This window comes from Kitasatospora sp. NPDC056731, assembly GCF_040687675.1.
In the GTDB taxonomy this organism is placed as follows: Bacteria; Actinomycetota; Actinomycetes; order Streptomycetales; family Streptomycetaceae; genus Kitasatospora.
Map to the genome: position 1 here is coordinate 40982 of NZ_JBFBNR010000048.1, position 15644 is coordinate 56625.

General features: G+C 72.0%; 15 protein-coding genes. 6 read left to right on the forward strand and 9 right to left on the reverse strand.

All coding sequences use genetic code 11. The features are described from left to right. Positions 1-103: 103 nt before the first annotated feature. Positions 104-1081, reverse strand: coding sequence for a hypothetical protein (locus AB0R04_RS32775; RefSeq protein ID WP_363377253.1), 978 nt, complete (start codon positions 1079-1081; stop codon positions 104-106). Positions 1082-1640: 559 nt separating this feature from the next. Here AB0R04_RS32775 and AB0R04_RS32780 point away from each other — a divergent pair. Then, positions 1641-1904 (forward strand): DUF397 domain-containing protein, encoded by a 264-nt coding sequence (locus AB0R04_RS32780; protein ID WP_063350130.1) that lies wholly within the window; start codon positions 1641-1643, stop codon positions 1902-1904. Between the two features lie 394 nt (positions 1905-2298). Here AB0R04_RS32780 and AB0R04_RS32785 read toward each other — a convergent pair whose 3' ends face one another. Next, a complete protein-coding gene (locus AB0R04_RS32785) occupies positions 2299-2820 on the reverse strand; it encodes an ATP-binding protein (RefSeq protein WP_363377254.1) in 522 nt (173 codons plus the stop codon). Between the two features lie 418 nt (positions 2821-3238). Here AB0R04_RS32785 and AB0R04_RS32790 point away from each other — a divergent pair, with 418 nt between their 5' ends. After that, positions 3239-4105 carry a helix-turn-helix transcriptional regulator gene (locus AB0R04_RS32790; protein ID WP_063350131.1) on the forward strand — a complete coding sequence of 289 codons (867 nt, stop codon included), beginning with the start codon at positions 3239-3241 and terminating at the stop codon, positions 4103-4105. 102 nt (positions 4106-4207) lie between these two features. Here AB0R04_RS32790 and AB0R04_RS32795 read toward each other — a convergent pair whose 3' ends face one another. Together AB0R04_RS32795 and AB0R04_RS32800 are read right to left on the reverse strand one after the other, a co-directional pair. Then, a complete protein-coding gene (locus AB0R04_RS32795) occupies positions 4208-4786 on the reverse strand; it encodes a TetR family transcriptional regulator (protein ID WP_244293512.1) in 579 nt (192 codons plus the stop codon). 260 nt (positions 4787-5046) lie between these two features. Further along, entirely contained in the window at positions 5047-6561 is a 1515-nt protein-coding gene (locus AB0R04_RS32800; protein WP_363377255.1) for an MFS transporter, read from the reverse strand. Between the two features lie 87 nt (positions 6562-6648). Here AB0R04_RS32800 and AB0R04_RS32805 point away from each other — a divergent pair, with 87 nt between their 5' ends. After that, positions 6649-7080 (forward strand): MarR family transcriptional regulator, encoded by a 432-nt coding sequence (locus tag AB0R04_RS32805; RefSeq protein WP_363377256.1) that lies wholly within the window; start codon positions 6649-6651, stop codon positions 7078-7080. 109 nt (positions 7081-7189) lie between these two features. Here AB0R04_RS32805 and AB0R04_RS32810 read toward each other — a convergent pair whose 3' ends face one another. From AB0R04_RS32810 to AB0R04_RS32830, 5 genes are all read right to left on the reverse strand, one after another. After that, entirely contained in the window at positions 7190-8137 is a 948-nt protein-coding gene (locus AB0R04_RS32810) for a M56 family metallopeptidase (RefSeq protein ID WP_363377257.1), read from the reverse strand. Positions 8138-8277: 140 nt separating this feature from the next. Further along, entirely contained in the window at positions 8278-8844 is a 567-nt protein-coding gene (locus AB0R04_RS32815) for a DUF5134 domain-containing protein (protein ID WP_363377258.1), read from the reverse strand. 227 nt (positions 8845-9071) lie between these two features. Next, complete coding sequence (locus AB0R04_RS32820; protein WP_363377259.1) at positions 9072-9827, reverse strand: amino acid ABC transporter ATP-binding protein; 756 nt, start codon at positions 9825-9827, stop codon at positions 9072-9074. After that, positions 9824-10645 carry an amino acid ABC transporter permease gene (locus tag AB0R04_RS32825; protein ID WP_244293715.1) on the reverse strand — a complete coding sequence of 274 codons (822 nt, stop codon included), beginning with the start codon at positions 10643-10645 and terminating at the stop codon, positions 9824-9826. Before AB0R04_RS32825 ends, AB0R04_RS32820 begins: the two co-directional genes overlap by 4 nt. A gap of 161 nt (positions 10646-10806) precedes the next feature. Beyond that, positions 10807-11700 carry an ABC transporter substrate-binding protein gene (locus tag AB0R04_RS32830; RefSeq protein ID WP_363377260.1) on the reverse strand — a complete coding sequence of 298 codons (894 nt, stop codon included), beginning with the start codon at positions 11698-11700 and terminating at the stop codon, positions 10807-10809. Between the two features lie 489 nt (positions 11701-12189). Here AB0R04_RS32830 and AB0R04_RS32835 point away from each other — a divergent pair, with 489 nt between their 5' ends. Genes AB0R04_RS32835 through AB0R04_RS32845 form a run of 3 tightly spaced genes read left to right on the forward strand, consistent with a single transcriptional unit; the run spans position 12190 to position 15418 of the window. Next, a complete protein-coding gene (locus tag AB0R04_RS32835; protein WP_363377261.1) occupies positions 12190-13590 on the forward strand; it encodes a DUF6421 family protein in 1401 nt (466 codons plus the stop codon). Beyond that, positions 13587-14345: an SDR family NAD(P)-dependent oxidoreductase gene (locus AB0R04_RS32840; RefSeq protein ID WP_363377262.1), complete on the forward strand. Its 759-nt coding sequence runs from the start codon at positions 13587-13589 to the stop codon at positions 14343-14345. Before AB0R04_RS32835 ends, AB0R04_RS32840 begins: the two co-directional genes overlap by 4 nt. Further along, positions 14342-15418: a low specificity L-threonine aldolase gene (locus AB0R04_RS32845; RefSeq protein WP_363377264.1), complete on the forward strand. Its 1077-nt coding sequence runs from the start codon at positions 14342-14344 to the stop codon at positions 15416-15418. Before AB0R04_RS32840 ends, AB0R04_RS32845 begins: the two co-directional genes overlap by 4 nt. Positions 15419-15644 lie beyond the last annotated feature (226 nt).

The following is a 15644-nucleotide window of genomic DNA, read 5'->3' on the forward strand; positions in this document are numbered from 1 at the left end:
ATAGAACGGACATCACACCTATTCGCCCCTTAACTCCCTTACGGGACAGGCAGGAAGGGCCCGGAACGTAGCCGTTCCGGGCCCTTCACGCGTGCGGTGACCGCTACTGGCCGGCCGACTCCTCGGTGGCGGTGCGAGCGGCGTGGGCGGCGTGACCGCCCCGGCCGGAGTGGTCGGCGTGCGCGCCCTCGGCGGCCTCCGCCGCCTCGGCCTCGGCCTGCGCCAGGGCCTCGGGGGAGGGTGTCGGCAGCGCGGCCAGGTAGGTGGCGGCGATCAGCTGGCCGACCGTCGGGTAGGCGCCCAGCGGCGCCGCGGACGGGCAGCCGGTCTCCTCGGCGGCCGTGGCGAGCAGCTCGGAGTCGGCCTCCGGCCCGATCACCAGCGGGGCCAGCGCCGGGCGCTGGGAACCGGTCTCCTTGAGGTGGTTGACGGCTGCGGCGACCGAGCCCGGCACGTCGAGCGCGGCGGGCACGACCGGGACGGCCAGCCGGGCCGCCAGCAGGACGCCGGTGATGCCGGCCGCGGCGGCGGCCTCCTCGCCGCCGACGGTGGTCAGCACGACGCCGTCCGCGGCGGTCGCGATGGCGAACAGCCGGGCCCGGTCGGCGCGTGCCAGGCCGGCCTCGGACAGGCGCACGTGCACGGCCTCGGCGAGCAGCGGGTGCGGGCCGAGCACGTCGGTGACGGGGGCTCCGTATTCCGCGGCGAGGGCGTGAAGTTCGGTCAGGAATCCGTGCGGGCCGGGTACCAGCGGCACCAGGACCGGCGCGGGCAGGCCCGCCTCGGCGGCCATGGCCAGCAGTTCGGCGACGGTGCGGTCGTCACTGTCGACCCCCTGGGCGGCTTCGCCCGGGAGGTAGCCGACGGCGGTCTGGATGCCGCTCTGCTCGCTGCGGACGATCGACAGCAGCTCCTCGACGACCGAGCGGGACTCGGGCCCGGCGGTCGCGGGCACGGCGAGCACCAGGGCCGGGGAGCCGGCCGGGATCTCGGGGCGCTCGGGGCGGCGGTGGCGCCCCCGCGCACGGGAGCCTGGAGTGCGGACGGGCAGTGGCGCGCCCGGGATGGCTGCGGTGCTCATGCCGGAGATCGTAGGACATCGGCCCGTCAGGCCTGCATTCGGCTGCCGTTCGAGTTTCACGTGGTCATGGCGGGTGTGCCGCGTTCCCGCCGTGTCCGTCCGGGCGGTTTGCCCGCAATCCGGACATATCTCACCCAGCCTTCGAGCGATCACCGCTCGTAGCCCTGACGTGTCCGACGGGGCGTCGAGTTGCCTGTGTGGCGCGTGAGATGTCTCACAGCCAGGAGGTCGCCTGACGGAGCGTCACGGCAGCGCGACTCCGGGCGCCTGAAGATCAACATTCAGCGGGGAATCGCTCACGGCCGGTTATCGAGAATCTGGCGATTCACTCGGCTATGTCCGTTTACGTACCGTCAGGAGAAGGGCCCGTGAAGAGTTCGGAACTGCCGGTGAAAGGCCTCGTGCACCTGCAATGTCCCGTGCTGATGCACGTGCACAGCAGCTATCATCGCGTCAAGTGAGGCGTTGTGCCGGGCCGGTACGGGGCCGGTCCGTTCGTTCGGCGGGTGCCGGGGGCGCCGCGCTGGACGACCACTCCGGAGCTCTTCGGGAGATTTCTATGCACGACTCGCAGGACACGCACGGCTCGTACGACACCTACAACGGGATGGCGGCCGCCGACCTCAAGGGGGTTCTCTGGCAGAAGAGCCTGCACAGCAACTCCCAGGGGAACTGCGTCGAGTTCGCGGCCCTGCCGGGGGGCGATGTGGCGATGCGCAACTCGCGCTTCCCGGAAGGGCCGGCGCTCATCTACACCCGGGCCGAGATCGCCGCCCTGCTGCTGGGGGCCAAGGACGGGGAGTTCGACCACCTGGCGGTCTGACCGGCCGCCGTCCTGCCATCGGGGGGCCGTCGTGGGTGCTGACACCGCGACGGCCTTTGTCTTGTCCGGGGCCGGTCCGAGGCCACGCGACGGGTGCTCTCGCGACGGGCGCTCTCTCGACGGGCGTTCTCGCGGCCGACCGCGCGCAGGCGCGGCGGGTGGTCCCGCGCACGGTTGGGGGCCCGGACGCGGACGGGGGTCGGGCCGCCGGGGTGCCCGGCCGTCAGTCCGGCCGGCTCGTCCGGGGGGCCGGCCCGGCAATCGTCGTGGGAATCGTCCTGAGGACTGAGCCGGAGCCCGTGGCGCACCTGCGCCAGGCCCGTCGAGCCGCCCCGCGGAGCCCGGGGTGCGGTCCTCCCGGGGCCTCCCTCGGCCGGCCGCGCGCCGCCTGGCGCTAGGCCGAGCGCCGGTGCCGTCCACCGAGTTCGGAACCGGTGGCCGGCTCCGCCTCGAACAGGGCCCAGACCACCTTGCCGCTGCCCAGCGGGTGCCAACCCCAGGAGCGGCTGAAGGACTCCACCAGGTGCAGTCCGCGGCCGGACTCGGCGACGAAGTCCGCCTCCCGGGCGACCGGGCCGATGCAGCTCGGGTCGCTCACCGCGCAGACCACCTGGGGAGAGCGGTGGACCAGGCTTATTCGGATCGGCAGCCGGCCTTCAGGGGTCGGCTGTATGGGAAAGTCGTACTCGCCCTGGGCGCCACCCGCATGGTCGGGCCGTGCGCCGATCGCATGCCGCAGTGCGTTGGTCACCAGCTCCGAGGCCACCAGCGCGACGTCGTCGAACAGCTCCATCAGGCCCCAGCGCTGAAGAGAGGTTCTGGCGAAGTCGCGCGCGGTTCTGACGGCTTCGAAGCGAGGAGCGAGCGTACAGGTGACCACATGGGGGTCAACCGCCAAAGCCGTACCGGTGCTCATGAAGAGCTCCTCCCATAAGGGGGCGGACACGGCTGGACCCGCCGGGGTCATGCCGGTCACCTCCGACTCGCTCGGCCGCTCGGCCGCCCCCTCGACCAGCGCGCGCGCACACGATCCCCCGGTGGCGCGGGGGAACGCTGCCGGGTCGGTGCACGGAGTCGCGCGTGGGGTCGACGCGGAGCCCGCGGGATTGCCAGGGATGTGCAGGTGCACGTGCACCATGGTGGTGTGCGCTCACTGCAGATGCAAGAGTCGATTCACGTGCAGTCGCACTATTGGCATATGCAAGCGCCGGATGCACGTGCATCCTGGTGTGTGGAGTGTGGAACTGATAGGAACATCCGTCAGTATCGGCACCGTGAGCGCTCAACTGATGGCAGACTGTGCGCTGTTTGCCCTAGGTGGAGGTTTCGACCGCATGACCACAGTTCAGCCGGGCGGCGGCTCGATGGTCCGCCGGATCCTCCTCGGGTCTCAGCTGCGTCGCCTGCGTGAGACGCGCGGCATCACGCGCGAGGACGCCGGCTACGCGATCAGGGCCTCCGAGTCCAAGATCAGCCGCATGGAACTCGGCCGCGTCAGCTTCAAGGAGCGCGACGTCGCCGACCTGCTCAGCCTCTACGGCGTGGACGACGGCCTGGAGCGGGAGGCGCTGCTCGGGCTGGTCCGCGAGGCCAACAAGTCCGGCTGGTGGCACAGCTTCAACGACGTGCTGCCGGGCTGGTTCCAGACCTACGTCGGCCTGGAGGAGGCCGCCCAGCTGATCCGCACCTACGAGGTGCAGTTCATCCCCGGACTGCTGCAGTCCGAGGAGTACGCACGGGCGGTTTTCGGACAGAGTCGACCGGTCGTCAGCGAGGAGGAGATCGAGCGGCGGGTCAGCCTCCGCCTGCGTCGCCAGAAGCTGCTGACCGAGGGCGCCAGCCCGCGGCTGTGGGCCGTGATCGACGAGGCCGCGCTGCGCCGCCCCGTCGGCGGGCCCAAGGTGATGCGCGGCCAGGTGCAGTACCTGATCGACGTCGCCGAGCAGGCCAACGTCGTGATCCAGGTGATGCCGTTCCGATTCGGCGCGCACGCGGGGGAGTCCGGGGCGTTCACGATCCTGCGCTTCCCTGAACAGGACCTCGCGGACGTCGTCTACCTGGAGCAGCTCACCAGCGCGCTGTACCTCGACAAGCGGGACGACGTCGACGCGTACATCCAGGTCATGGAGCGGCTCTGCGTGGACAGCCTCACGCCCGAGCGGACCGTGGACCTGCTGGCCTCGATCCTCAAGGAGCGCTGAAAGGAGCTCTGAGAGGAGTGCTGAGGGGAGCTCTCAGCAGAGCGTACGGGTCCGGCGGCCCGCGATCGGTCGCCCGGGCACCGAGCCGCCGTCCACCCGCCGTCAGCCGCGGGCCGGCGGCCGTTCGCGTTCCGGCGGCAGTGCCTGCGGCGGGGTGCCCAGCTCCCAGGGCAGGTCGTAGCGGCGGAACAGGTCGGCCCGGATCAGTGCCAGCGGGAGTTCGGCGCCCGGCAGCAGCACCCCGATGCAGCCGCCCATCAGCGCGCTGCGCAGCACCGCGTGCTCGGCGGCCGGGTCCGGCGCGCCCCAGTCGAGCAGCAGACCCTGGAGGATGGCGCCGAGTTGCTGCTGCTCCGGGTCCTGGACGAAGGCGCCGGAGTCCGGGTCCAGGATCAGCGCGAGGTGCGAGCGCATCACCCGCGGATGCTCCAGGGCGAGGGTGAGGACCGCGTCGATCGCGCGGGCCAGCCGGGCCGCCGGTGTGGCGTCCGGGGTCAGCTCGGCGAGCGCGCCGGAGAGCGACTGGTGCATCATCCGGTGCGTCGCGGACTGCATCAGCAGCCGTTTCCCGTCGAAGTAGTACGAGAGCAGGCCGCGCGCGAGCCCGGCCCGCTCGGCGATGTCGGTCAGCGTGGTGCCCGCGTATCCGTGCCGGTCGACCAGTTCGACGGTGGCTCGCATGATGCGCCGACGGGAGCGTTGCCGCATCTCCTCATTGACCGAATCCCCGCGAGGTGCCATCGTGTCTGCTCCGAACGTTCGTTGGCTCCGGGCCAATATACTGGCGGAGCCGGTAGTCGCACCGTGAAACCGCGCGCCGGTGGGCGCCGCTCGGGCGCCCGGTACGAAGACGGCCGGCTCCACCAAAACGGGGGTTTGGTGGAGCCGGCGCCATTGTCCGACGGCGGGGGCCGGGGGCCGGCCCGGGCGGCGGTCGACGGTCAGCGGTTGGTCAGGACTTCGGTCCGCGCCGCGCTCGACCCGACCGAGGGGTAATCGTAGTCCGGCACCGGCGCGGGAGCCGACTTCCGCCGCCGGTCGACCAGGGCGCCCACCGCGGCGATCAGCAGGCCGAACAGCGCGACCGCCGCGACGAATACCAGGGCCGGCCGGTAGCCGTCCAACTGCGCCTGCGGGCTGTCACCGCCGGCACTGCCGGCGGTGATCATCGCGGTCGCGCCGGCCAGGACCACCGCGGTGCCGACCTGGATCGCGGTGTTGACCAGGCCGGAGGCCAGGCCCTGCTCGTCGTCGCCCACGCCGTCGGTGGCGGCGATGTTCACCGAGGGGAAGGCCAGCGCGAAGCCCACGCCGAGCAGCAGCATCGAGGGCAGGACCAGACCCACGTACGAGCTGTGCTCGTCCAGCCGCAGGAACAGCGCGAACGCGCCGACCAGGGCCAGCAGGCCGATCGGCAGCAGCCGGCCGGTGCCGAAGCGGTCCACGATCGGGCCCATGAACGGTGCCGAGAGCGCGATGAAGGCGCCGGCCGGCAGCAGCCCGAGGGCCATCTGCAGCGCCGACCAGCCCAGCAGGTGCTGCAGATAGAGGGTGACGACGAACTGGAACCCGCCGTACGCGCCGGCCATGGCGAAGGCGATCACGTTGGCCCGGGCGACCGAGCCGTTGCGGAAGATGCCGAGCCGGACCAGCGGGTGGGCGGTGCGGCTCTCCACCAGCAGGAAGGCGGCGGCCAGTGCGGCGACCACGACCAGCGAGCCGACGGTGCGCAGGCTCAGCCAGCCGGCGCCCTGCGCCTCGGTGGCGGTGAACACCAGCAGCAGTACGGTCGCGGTGCCGGTGATCGCGCCCAGCACGTCGTAGCCGCCCTTGGCGCGCTCCTCGGCGGGGCGGGGGAGCAGCCGGACCGCGAAGAACAGGGCGAGCAGCGCGACCGGGACGGGCATCAGGAACGTCCAGCGCCAGCCGACCGAGGTGAGCAGCCCGCTGAGCACCAGGCCGAGCGAGAAGCCGCTGGCGCCGCAGGTGGTGTAGATCGACAGCGCCCGGTTGCGGGCGGGGCCCTCGGCGAAGGTCGTGGTGATGATCGACAGGCCGGCCGGGGCGGTGAAGGCGGCGCTGACGCCCTTGAGGAAGCGGGCGGCGATCAGCAGCCCGCCGTCGTCGACCAGGCCGCCGAGCAGCGAAGCGGCGGCGAAGACGCCCAGGGCGACCAGGAAGACCCGGCGGCGGCCGAGCAGGTCGGCGGCGCGGCCGCCGAGCAGCAGCAGGCCGCCGTAGCCGAGCACGTAGCCGGAGACCACCCATTGCAGGGCGGAGGTGGAGAGGTGCAGCTCGGAGCCGATGGACGGGAGGGCGACGCCGACCATGGAGACGTCCAGGGCGTCCAGGAACATGGCGGCGCAGAGCACGATCAGGGTGCCCCAGAGGCGGGGTGTCCAGCTCAGCCCGCTGGTTGACGGAGCGTCGGGTGACGTGGCGGTCGCGGTGGTCATGGGGAGGACAGTACATGCGCGTGCATTCAATGCAAATGAATAAGATGTGAACACATAATTTTACGGCGCACATGCTAGGGTGACACCGTGGCTGATCTCGACTCCCCGGCGGAGGCCGGTCTCGTCGCGCAATGGCGCGACCTGCTGGCCCGGCATGCCGCCACGGCCTGCATGCTCGATCGCGAGCTGGGTGACAAGTGCGGGCTGGGCGTGAGCGAGTTCGAGGTGCTGGAACGCCTGGTGGAGGGGTGCCAGGGCGGCGGCCATGCGCTGCGGGCGCAGGAGCTGGCCCATACCGTCCACCTCAGTCAGAGTGCGCTGTCCCGGGTGATCGCCCGCCTGGAGAAGGGCGGGCTGGTCACCCGGGCGATGTGTGAGAGCGACCGGCGGGCCATCGTGATCACCCTGACCGGGACCGGTCGGGAGCGGTACGAGCAGGCCAGGCCGCTCCATCGTGAGGTGCTCGAACTGACCCTCGGTGCCCCGCTCGGGCCGTTGGGCGAGTCGCCGACAGGCTGACCTGCCGGCAAGCCGTCCGTCGGCAAGCTGCCCCTTCGGCAACCTGACCCGGCGTCAATCTGGCGGGCTGGCAGCTGGATTGGGCCGTTTCGGAGGGGTGAGAGCCTTCTCAGAGGAGCGAGGTCAGCCCCGGCGCGACGGCCAGCAGGACGGCTGCGGCGGGTGCGGCGAGGGCGACGACGGTGAGCCGCAGCCGGTGCGGGACGGACAGTCGCGGGCGGCCCGCGAGCAGTCGGTCCACTCGCCGCGGGGACTGTGCCAGACCGGGCGGGCAGGAGCCGAACACCCCGCGGTCCAGGTTGAGTTCGGCCAGTGCGAGCGCAGTGGTGTGCCGGCCGTGCCGGCGCGCGGCCCGGTCGTCGGCCGCCAGCTCCACCAGCTCCTCCACCTGGGCCCGGAAGGCGCTGAAGACGCCGACCCCGGGGAAGCCGGAGGCGAGCGCCTGGGCGCACTGCTGAAGCCAGTGGTGCCGGGCCCGGACGTGCCCGCGCTCGTGGCTCAGGACGGCGGCCAACTCCCGGTCGGTCAGCTGCTGGAGGGCGCCGGTGGTGACCACCAGGCGGGAGTCCGGGCCGGGCAGCGACCACGCCTCCGGGCGGATGTTCTCCAGCACCACCAGCCGCTCCCGGCGACTGCGGGCGGCCGCGATGGCCTCGGGCAACTCCGGGGCCCGGACCGTCAGTTGAGCATGCCGGTGGTCGCGGAGCGCCTTCGCGGAACGGACCTCGCGGGTGAGCGCCAGCACCGTCTGCAGGCCGCCCGCCGCCAGCACCGCGGCGCACAGCCGGCCCCAGCCCTCGGCGTCCTGGAGGCCGTACGCGGCCTCGACGCCGCGCGGGGCGCCCGAGAACACCAGGGCACGCAGTTCGGGCAGCGCGGCGGAGGCGGCCAGCAGTAGGCCCAGGACGCAGCACAGCAGCACGGCCACCACCAGGCACTGCCATGCCAGCAGCGCCAGCACCGGTTCGCGCTCCGCCCAGCGGGCCCGGGCCAGCAGCCGGGGCGCGACGGTCGAGAGCAGCAGTCCGAGCAGCAGCAGGCCGATCAGGGCAGTCATCGCATGGGCTCCCCGAGTACGCACGGAACGCGACAACGCGCTCCCTGCCAACCTATGCGCTGATGACGTCCGGAGGAACGACTTTCGACCGGCCAGTGACCAACGCCACGTCAGGGGTGGGGTCTTGGATCGATCGGGGCTCACATGGTCAGGAGCATGGCGAACATGCCGATGCCCATGGTGAGTCGGCAGGCCCGGGGCAGCCCGGCGGTGCCGAGTGCCAGGGTCCCGGAGGGGGTGTGCAGGAGCCGGGTGCCGGCCCACAGGGAGTAGGCGCCGAAGTAGAGCAGGAGGGAGCCGGTCAGCAGCGGCGTGCCCGCGTCGGCGGCGTGGTGGTGATGGCCGGGGGTGGCGGTCATCGCGAGCGCCATGTACGTCATGGCGAGCGCGCCGATCGCGTGGTGCAGCCGGTGTGCCCGGCGGGCCGGGGCGCGTACGGCGGCGAGCAGGAAGGCGGCGGCGGGGAGGCCGAACACCCAGGCCCAGACGGTGGCCGGGACGGCGCCGCCGGTCACGGCCATGGCGGCCATGCCGAGCCCCATCAGGGCCTCGGCGGCGTCGGACTCCCGGGCGAGCAGGCGTCGGGTGCCGAAGTGGTGAGTGGTGCCGGCGGCGCAGGGGGAGTGGCGCAGCCGGGTGAGGCAGTAGGCCCCGGCGGTGGCGGTGAGGAGCGCGAGCAGCCAGCTGATCAGCGAGGGTCCGTGCAACGGCGGCCTCCCGGGGCGGCGGGGGCGGGCGGCCGGCGGCGGTGTGGCGGGGGCGGCGAACTCGCCCGCGGCCCGCCACACCATCGCCCGCCGACCGCGGTCTGGACGGTCGTCCCGTCCACGATCACCGCTGTGGCCGGGGCGCGGGCAGGGCGCGCACCGGGGCGCACAGTGGTGCCCCCCGGTGTGCGGCCACCGGGCACACGCTCCGCCGCCCCGGCCGGCGCTCAGCCCGCGAGCCGCCCCGAGGCGACGACCCGGCTGAGGAACCGTCGCGTCCGCTCCTCCCGCGGATCGCCGAACACCTGCTCCGGCGGCCCCTGTTCGAGCACCACCCCGTCGTCCAGGAAGCAGACCTGGTCGGCCACCTCGCGCGCGAACCCCATCTCGTGGGTGGACAGGACCATCGTCATCCCCTGCTCCTTGAGGTCGCGCACCACCGAGAGCACCTCCCCGACCAGGACCGGGTCGAGCGCCGCGGTGATCTCGTCGAGCAGCAGCAGCCGGGGCCCGGTTGCCAGCGCCCGCACGATGGCGACGCGCTGCTGCTGTCCGCCGGAGAGCCGGTCCGGGTACTCCTTCGCCTTGGCCGCCAGCCCGAGCCGGTCGAGCAGTCCCAGCGCCTCAGCCTCCGCCTCGGCCCGCCCCCGTCCGTGCACCCGGCGCGGGGCGAGCGTGATGTTCTCCAGCACGGTCAGGTGCGGGAACAGGTTGTAGGACTGGAACACCACGCCGATCCGGCGGCGGACGGCGTCCTGGTCGGCGCGCGGGTCGGTGATCTCCTCCCCGTCCAGGAAGACCGCCCCGTCGTCGATCCCCTCCAGCAGGTTGACGCACCGCATCAGCGTGGACTTGCCGGAGCCGGACGCCCCGATCAGCGCCGTCACCGAGTGTTCGGGCACGGCGAACCCCACGTCGCGCAGCACCACCTGGCCGTTGAAGGTCTTGCGCACGGACTCCAGCCGGAGCACGTCCCCGCTCACACCGCACCTCCCTGGAACTGCCGACGGTTCGTCCGGGCGGTCAGCCAGTCGGCGAACCGCGTCAGCGGAATGGTCAGCACGATGAACACCAGCCCCGCCACCAGGTACGGCGTGAAGTTGAACGACCGGGCCGCGATGATCTTGGCCGCGTACACCGCGTCGATCGCCCCGCCGATCGAGACCAGCCCGGTGTCCTTCTGCAGGCTGACCAGGTTGTTCAGCAGCGGCGGCACGACCCGCCGCACGGCCTGCGGGAGCACCACGTACCGCATCGCCTGCGCGTTGGTGAGCCCGAGCGACCGGGCCGCGGCCCGCTGGCTGGGGTGCACCGACTCGATGCCGGAGCGGAAGACCTCCGACACGTAGGCGGAGTACGTCAGCACCAGCGCCGCCCCGCCGAGCACCAGCGGATCGGTGGTCACCCCGCTGAGCCGCAGCGCCGGCACCCCGGTGATCATCACCAGCAGGCAGATGATCATCGGCAGCCCGAGGAAGAAGTCCACGTACGCGGTGGCCAGCAGCCGCACCGGGAGGAACACCGGCCCGCGCAGCGTCCGCAGCACCGCGAGCAGCAGGCCGAACACCAGGATCAGCGCGCCGCAGCCGAGCATCAGCTCCAGGTTGAGCCGCAGCCCCGTCAGCACCTCGGGCAGCGCCTGGCGGGCGTAGTCGGCGTTGAAGAAGGTCTTCCGAGTCACCTCCCAGCCGGGGGAGTTGACGACCAGCAGGTAGAGCGCGACCGCCATCGCCAGGGTCGACCCGGCGGCCGTCAGCGCCGACCGGCGGGCCCGGCCGCGCCGGTACGCCTCGTGTGCCAGCCGTCGTTCGGAGGGGCGGTAGCCGTCGTCGTCCCCCTTGCCCCCGCCGCCGTCGCGGCCCCTCCCGTCGCGACCCTTCCCGTCGAGGCCCTTCCCGGCGCGGATCTTCCCGCCCCGGCCCGTGGCGACCGACGCCGGACCGGCCGCCACCGCGTCGCCGCTCACTTGAGCACCGGTGCCGAGACGGCGTCGGAGAGCCACTGCTTCTCCAGCTTCGCGAGCGTGCCGTCGGAGCGCAGCGCGTCCACCGCCTGCGACACGCAGCCGGTCAGCTTCGAGCCCTTGTCCAGCACCAGGCCGAACTGCTCGCTCTTCGACGCCCCCTCGAACTGCCCGACCACCTGCGCCTCGGGGACCTCGGCGCCGGTGATGTAGAAGGCCGTCGGCAGGTCCACCACGAGCGCCTCGACCTGGCCGTTCTTCAGCGCGGCCTTCGCGAGGTCGTTGGAGTCGAACACGGCCGGCTGGACGCTCGGCTTGATGGTGTTGGTGATGGTGTCCAGGCTGGTGGTGCCGACCTGCGCGCCCAGCTTGGCGCCCTTCAGGTCGGCGATGCTCTTCGCGCTCGCCGCCTTGGAGTTCTTCAACGCGATGACGGCCTGGCGCACGTCGTAGTAGCCGGAGGAGAAGTCGACGGCCTGCTTGCGCTCGTCACTGATGGACACCTGGTTGATATCGAAGTCGAAGTCCTTGGCCCCCGGCGAGGTGGCCTTGCCGAACGGCGCGACCACCCAGCTGACCTTCTCCTTGGGGTAGCCCAGCTTCTCCGCCACCGCGAAGGCCACGGCGGACTCGAACCCCTTGCCGTTCTCCGGCTTGTCCTCGGTGAACCACGGGTCGTAGGCGGGCTTGTCGGTGCCGACGGTCAGCGTCCCCGCCGTCCGGGTCGCCAGCGCTCCCGGCGCGCAGCCCGCGGCGCTACCGGCCGCACCTGAGGAGCCCGAGGCGGCGGCCCCGTCGGACTTGGCGTCCTGCGGCGCGCACGCGGTCAGCGCGGCGGCCGCGGCGATCAGCGCGGCGAGGGGCAGAGCGGCGGACGGCTTGCGGATGGTCATGGCAGGGCTCCAGTGAGGAAGGGCAGGGCGGGACAGGGGAGGCGACGGGGCGGGCCGGGGCCGGCCGCGGGCCCGGCGGGTCACTTCCCCCCGGTGGCGGCGCCGGAACACACACGGCATGGTCGGCGTACGGGCCCGCGTCCGCGGTGCCCTCCGAGCCGGATCAGCGACAGCGGCGGCAGAGGCCGCGCACGCGACAGCAGGCGTGACAACGAGAGGGCACCCGGAACAGGCCGATGTGGCACTCGGTCACCGTGATCACCGCCGGGAGCATGGCGGGAGGTTCGCATTCCGACGGTGCATCTGTCCAGAACATCCAGATCCCTGTCCACATGGCGGACGCCCGGCCGGCGGGCCCGCGTCCCGGGCCCCGCCCGGGCCTCGGCGGAGCCGCGCCGGAGCTTTGTCGGTCGCGACCCCCTTGAACAGGAGAACCTTTCGTACTTATGGTGTCTCCGTTGAAATAACTCCTGTCGAAGTGAGTCCCCGATGCAGAATCTTTCGCCAAGGCTCGCTGCGGCGGCCGAGGCCCCGGTCTCGACCCTCGCCGGCCACCCGGCCTGGCTGCGCCTGAAGGAGGCCGTCGAGACGCTGCGCCCGCTGCAGTCCAAGGACGGCTCGATCGACCTGTCCGCCGTCCAGCGGCACACCGTCGACCCGCTGGTGGCCACCGTCCGCGGCGCCGTCGAGGAGCTCGCCCCGCTGTTCCCGCACGACGCCGCCTACCTGGCCGCCGTCGATGCGGACCTGGCCAAGTGGGCCGACACCGGCTACCGGGAGCCCGACTTCCTGGACTCGCTGCTCGCCTTCCACCCCGCCGACCAGCGCGAGGACGGCCTGGAGCACCTCGTCGTCTTCCCGATGTACACGCAGAACGGCAACCCGGACCGCAACCTGGAAGCCGTCCTGCTGAGCGTCGTGTGGCCCGACTGGCTGGCCGAGCTGGAGCGGACCCGCTTCGACAACCCGATGTTCGTGCCGATCACCTTCACCGACTTCACGGCCGGCTACGACACCAACTCCGCCGTCCTCTTCCCCGAGACGGTCGCCGTGCGCAAGGCGCCGGAACGTTTCACCTGGGGCGGCATCTTCTGCGACCGCGAGGCCGCCCGCTTCCGCGCCGTCACCACCAGCGCCGTCCAGCAGCTCGGCCTGGAGATCCCGGCCGACGCCGAGGGCCTGCTCAAGGACCAGGACCGCGCGCAGGAGACCTTCGTCCTGTGGGACCTCGTCCACGACCGCACCCACAGCCACGGCGACCTGCCGTTCGACCCCTTCATGATCAAGCAGCGCAGCCCGTTCTGGATGTACGGCCTGGAGGAGCTCCGCTGCGACCTCACCACCTTCAAGGAGGCGGTGAAACTGGAGGCCGAGGGCAACGCGCACGCCCGCGACGTCCAGTACGCGGTCCTCTTCGACCGCCTGTTCCGCTTCCCGGTCAGCGGCGACCGCGTCCGCAACTACGACGGCATGGGCGGCCAGCTGCTCTTCGCCTACCTGCACAAGCACGACGCGCTGCGCTGGCGCGACAACCGCCTCAGCATCGACTGGGACCGGGCCCCGCAGGTCACCAACGCGCTCTGCGCCGAGATCGAGACCCTCTACCGCGACGGCATCGACCGGCCCAAGCCGGCCCACTGGATCGCCGCCTACGAGCTGGTCGCCCGCTACCTCACCCCGCACCCCGCCTCCACCTGGGCGAAGGGCTCCGACGCGCTGCCGCTCGACATCACCGACGGCAAGGCCCTCAACAAGGCGCTGTGCGACGCGGTGCTCCCGGACGAGTTCCCGCTGAGCATGTTCTACGAGGCCCTGTCCAAGAAGCTCGGCGGCGTCATCGCCGCCACCGCCGGCATCACCGGCACCGGTATCCAGGGAGCCGCCGCGTGACCACGACCACCAAGTCCCCGCTGGCCGGCAAGGTCATCGCCGTCGCCGGAGCCAGCGGCCCGGCCGGCCAGGCGGTGCTGCGCCGCCTCACCGCCGACGGCGCCACCGTGATCGGTGCCGACATCGACGCCCAGCGCCTCGACTCCGCGCTGGACGCCACCCGCATCGCCGTGCGCGGGGCCAAGGTCAGCGGACAGGTGATCGACCTGCTCGACCCGCAGGAGGTCCACGACTGGGCCGACCACCTGGAGGCCGAGCACGGCCACGTCGACGGTCTGTTCCACCTGGTCGGCGGCTGGCGCGGCAGCAAGACCTTCTTCGACACCCGCCTGGACGACTGGGACTTCCTGCACGACACCGTCGTGCGCACCCTCCAGCACACCTCGCTGGCCTTCCAGCCCGCCCTGGTCCGCAGCTCCGCCGGCCGCTACGCGATGATCTCCGCCGCCGCGGCCCACAAGCCCACCGCCGGCGGCGCCGCCTACGCGGCCGCCAAGGCCGCCACCGAGGCCTGGACCCTCGCCATGGCCGACTCCTTCAAGAAGGAGAGCACCGCCCCCGACGGCGAGCCCACCGCGGCGGCTGCCATCCTGGTCATCAAGGCGCTGGTCAGCCCCGAAATGCGGGCCGAGAAGCCGGAGGCGAAGTTCGCCGGCTTCACCGACACCGCCGACCTCGCCGGACACCTGGCGGGCCTCTGGGACCGCCCCGCAGCAGAACTGAACGGACAGCACCTGTGGCTGACAGCCCGATGACCGACCTCACCCGTACGGACGCGGTACGGCGGCACGACCCTGCCGTCCGCGGCTTCGCCAGCGACAACTACGCCGGCGTGCACCCGGAGATCCTCGCCGCGATAGCCCTCGCCAACGGCGGCCACCAGATCGCCTACGGCGAGGACGACTACACGGCCCACCTCCAGGACGTCTTCCGCCGACACTTCGGCGACAAGGCCGAGGCCTACCCCGTCTTCAACGGCACCGGCGCCAACGTGGTCGCCCTCCAGGCGCTGCTCCCGCGCTGGGGCGCCGTGGTCGCCGCCGAATCCGCCCACATCAACGTGGACGAGGGCGGCGCCCCGGAGAAGATGGGCGGCATCAAGCTGCTCACCGTCCCCACCCCGGACGGCAAGCTCACCCCCGAGCTGCTCGACAAGCAGGCCTGGGGCTTCGGTGACGAGCACCGCGCGCAGCCGCTCGCGGTCTCCATCACCCAGAGCACCGAGCTCGGCACCCTCTACACCGCCGACGAGATCCGCGCGATCACCGAGCACGCCCACCAGCTCGGCATGCTCGTCCACGTCGACGGCTCCCGCCTGGCCAACGCCGCCGCGGCGCTCGGCCTGCCGCTGCGCGCCTTCACCACGGACGTGGGCGTCGACGTGCTGTCCTTCGGCGGCACGAAGAACGGCCTGCTGTTCGGCGAGGTCGTGGTGGTACTCAACCCCGAGCGGGTGCGGAACATCAAGTTTCTGCGCAAGACCTCGATGCAGCTCGCCTCGAAGATGCGCTTCCTCTCCGTCCAGTTCGAGGCGCTGCTCTCCGGCGACCTCTATCTGCGCAATGCCGGGCACGCCAATGCGATGGCCAGCCGGCTGGAGGCGGCCGTCCGCGGGATCGACGGCGTCGAGATCGTGCGCCCGGTCCAGGCGAACGCGGTGTTCGCGATCCTCCCGCGTGAGGTGAGCGAGCGGCTGCAGAAGCACTACCGCTTCTACTTCTGGAACGAGCACACCGGCGAGGTGCGCTGGATGTGTTCGTACGACACCACGGAGGCCGACATCGACGGCTTCGTGGCGGCCATCGTCGAGGAGATGGGCCGCGCCTGACGGTGCCTGAACATCGGATCGCCCCTGCCCGGGACCCCGGGCGGGGGCGATTTGCATGTGGCGGGCCTGTCCCCGTACAGTTCCGGAGTCGCCGCGAGAGAGCGGGGGCAAGTGGAAAGCGAATTCCGATGAATGAAACTCCGGAAAACGGAGCGGAAAACATCTGATAAGCTTGAAACACGAAAGAACGAAGCGCCCGGAGGGCCCGCTGGAAGGCGGTCCGAAG